The 3,562-nt window shown below is 38.1% G+C and carries 3 protein-coding genes; 1 reads left to right on the forward strand and 2 read right to left on the reverse strand.

Annotated features, from left to right (window positions below):
- Together O3793_RS08810 and O3793_RS08815 are read right to left on the reverse strand one after the other, a co-directional pair.
- On the reverse strand, positions 1-1,465 hold a 1,465-nt coding region (locus O3793_RS08810), incomplete at its 3' end, for a cell wall anchor protein (protein ID WP_371446953.1).
- A 139-nt stretch (positions 1,466-1,604) separates the two neighbouring features.
- Positions 1,605-2,945, reverse strand: coding sequence for an MATE family efflux transporter (locus O3793_RS08815; RefSeq protein WP_371446955.1), 1,341 nt, complete (start codon positions 2,943-2,945; stop codon positions 1,605-1,607).
- Positions 2,946-3,079: 134 nt separating this feature from the next.
- On the opposite strand from O3793_RS08815, the gene O3793_RS08820 reads away from it, so the two are divergent.
- Entirely contained in the window at positions 3,080-3,385 is a 306-nt protein-coding gene (locus O3793_RS08820) for a hypothetical protein (RefSeq protein ID WP_048712551.1), read from the forward strand.
- The last annotated feature ends 177 nt before the right edge of the window (positions 3,386-3,562 follow it).

A 3,562-nucleotide genomic window follows, 5' to 3' on the forward strand; every position in this document is an offset into this window, starting at 1 on the left:
CTTCAGTTGTTGGTTGTGCAACTTTTCTGTACCAGTGGATACGATTTCCTTCACGGTCTTTTTCTGTACTTACAAATTCATATCCATCAATAGTTGCTGGATCTTTCCAACCTCTATCAGTTGCTTTAATTGATTCTTGTGTATCGATATCTTTGTAATCTGTCACAAGTGAATCAAGCACTAATTGTGCACTAGTAGAGTCACTAATAATACGATAGATATAGATTCCTTTAGAATCTTTACCATCAATAGTCGCTGTAGCAACAGTTGAAACGTCATATTGCATTTTTTCGATATCAATCTTAGATTTGTCGATGATAGTCACACGATCTTTACCGATACGGAAGAATACTCCTAATTCTTTTGGAACATCTCCTGAAATCATTTCAAGCGTGATTTTCTTATCTGTAATAGAAGTAACTTTGAATGTTGGCTCTACACCTGTTGGGAACACATAAGCTCCATATTGGTTCACGTCATATGAACTATATACTGGTAAGATAAAGCTAGATTTAAATGTATCTCCAACTTTAAGTGCAGTATCACCACTTGTTTTCCACTCAATTCCTGAAGCATCGTTAAATTCAAGTTCAACAGTTGAACCAACCTTCATTCCTTCTCTTCCACGAACTTGGATTTCTGAACTTGTTTCATATGAACCATCTTCGTTGAACTTAATCGTATTTCCAGAAGGTGGCATGTGAATTGAGTTTGTTTCTGTCGCAAATTTCTCAACTTTTGGAATATCCACTGTACTTGTTACAGAAGAATCTCCCACTTTAATCACTTGATTTAAAGTGTAGTCTTTATTCGCAATAACAGCTCCGTTATAAGCGTTATCTGATTTAATTGTGAACTGTGCTTGTTTCAACACATCAGGTTTTACCGCTTCAACTGCTTTTGTAAATGTGATTTTTAATGTAGCACGTGTTGATTCCAATTCAGCTTGTTCCATTTGAGCTTTGTTGTTCGAACCTTGACGAGCTTTATTAATGTTTTCGAAGGATACAATTTTAATGGTCCCAATTTTCTTTCCTTCGTAAATAACATCTTTGCCATCTAATGAACCTAACACCGCTACGTTTTCTAATGTAATCGTTACATAGTCGCCTTCTTTCACATCGTCATCTGTTAGAGAAACAGCGATATCAACGTCTGTGTAGTATTCATAGTATTTAATATCATGGTTTTTAATCGTACCGGTTACTTTTGCATTTACTTCTTTTGCTGCACGCGTTGGAGCCGCAGTTGTTGCTTCTGTTGTTGCTTCTGTCGTTGCAGTAGTTGCAGTTGTTGATTCTGTTGTAGCCTCTGTTGTTGCTGCAGCAGCTGTAGTCGCTTCTGTAGTCGTTGCATCTTCAGCAAATACAGATTTATCCGCTTGGAATGCTGTTAACAAAACACCGCATGACGAGATTGCTAACATCAGTTTTCCAATTTTACGAATTGATTGTTCTTTTTTCATCCAATCTTTCCTCCATAAACACTTTAGTTAGAGTCATTTTACTATAACTTTGTAAATTTTTCAACTAAATAATTCACATTTAATTCGAAAACTGTTTTCATAATTTTCATATGTTTCCAAAAAAGAACAGTAGCTTATACTACTGCTCTACTCCATGTTGAACTTTGTTTTTAAAGATATAATACGCAATCATGAGAGGCACCATCGAACCAAACCACGCCATTGGGTTGGCAACAGTTGCTCCGACGAAGCCGTACATATTTGAAAGAACCACTGCCGCAACAGAACGCATAATGAGTTCCATAATTCCAGCCAAGGTCGGTGTAAATGTTTTTCCCACCCCTTGTAAGGTATAACGGTAAATAAATAATAGCGAAAGGAAACTATACGTTGTTCCGTTCGTCAGGAAGAATAGTCGTCCTAACTCTACAACATCCTCATGTCCTTCTCCTACGAAGGCACGAATAAGAATCGGACTAAATAGGTTTAAAATAATCCCTACCACAATGGCAAATGTCAATGATAATTTGATACATTCACGCACACCAAGCCAAATACGATCGTATTTCTTCGCACCGAAGTTTTGTGCAGAATAGGTAGCCATCGTGACCCCAAACGACATCATGGGAAGAATCGCCAATTGGTCAATCTTTTGTGCTGCTGTGTGTGCCGCAACCGAAGTCGGTCCTAACTGATTCAATGCAATTTGAACCATAATCGTTCCGATGGCAATAATCGAAGCTTGGAAAGCCATCGGGAATGAAATACGACAATGTTCCCTTATATTTCGTTTCGTTGCAACAAGGTCTTCCTTCGTTAAGCGCAATACTGGAATTTTCTTCCAAATATAAACAATGCAGGCCACTGCTGAGAAGATTTGCGAAAGAACCGTTGCATAACCTGCCCCTTCAACTCCCATTCCAAAAACAGCAATAAAGACGATATCTAAAATAATATTCATCACACACGCCATTACTAGAAAATATAAAGGAGTTTTCGCATCTCCAATCGAACGGAAAATATTCGATAGTAAATTATAAGCCATTGAGGAGAAAATACCGCCAAAGATGACGATTAAATAATCATAAGCTCCATCAATAATTTCGGATGGTGTCTGCATGATTTCTAGAATTTGTCGACAGAAAATCATACTCAATGCAGTTAATACAATCGCTACAGCAATCGAAATTAAAATGGAAACATAAAAACTATGCTTCACGCCCTTATAATCCTTGGCACCAAACCGTTGCGCTAATGGAATCGCAAGGCCAGCCGTTAACCCTGTCGCAAATCCGATGATTAAAAAGACAATACTTCCAGTAGACCCAACCGCAGCTAACGCCTGCACACCAATGGTACGACCTACGATAAAGGTATCCGCCATATTGTATAATTGTTGGAATAAGTTCCCAATTAATAGCGGGATTGTAAAATTCCAAATCAGTTTTAGTGGTTTTCCACTTGTCATATCCTTTGCCATCAGACACCCTCCTCTTCAAAAAATTAGCAAGTAATAGTATAAAACATTCAAATGAAAATGAACAGTAGTTTTGAAAAATTTCTTTTAAGAAAACGTCTTCTATGCTAAAATAGGACTGAAAAGAGGCGAATGTTATGGCAGATTTTGATAAAAATAGAATTGCAAAAATGCAACAATACTTAACAGATGTAACAGACCCTGAATTTAAAGGGAGCGCCACCGACAAAACTGTCGCTATGGCCGAATTATTTAATTACTATCATTCGGATTGGAAAGCTGATGCGAGTCACTTCGTCGATCAAAACTTAGAACTCTTCGACGATGAAAAAATGCAAATGCTCTTCAGAAATTCCAACAAGGGCCGCAAATCTCCACATACCATCATCCGACAAGAATCAAAAAGTAAGTATAAACGCCCGATGCGACCGGGTGAAGACTAGGCAGAAAGACAGAAGACAAGAAAAACCTCACAGTGTGAGGTTTTTCTGCTTCGTAGTCTTTCGTCCGCAAAGTTTATTAGACTTTCTTGAATCGCGAGCGATGAAAAGAAAGTCAATAAACCACTGCGCGATGTGAGCTCGTCTTAAACCACTGCACACCCCTTTGAATGCACCATG

It is taken from the genome of Granulicatella sp. 20925_1_28 (assembly GCF_041433575.1).
Taxonomy (GTDB): Bacteria; Bacillota; Bacilli; order Lactobacillales; family Aerococcaceae; genus Granulicatella.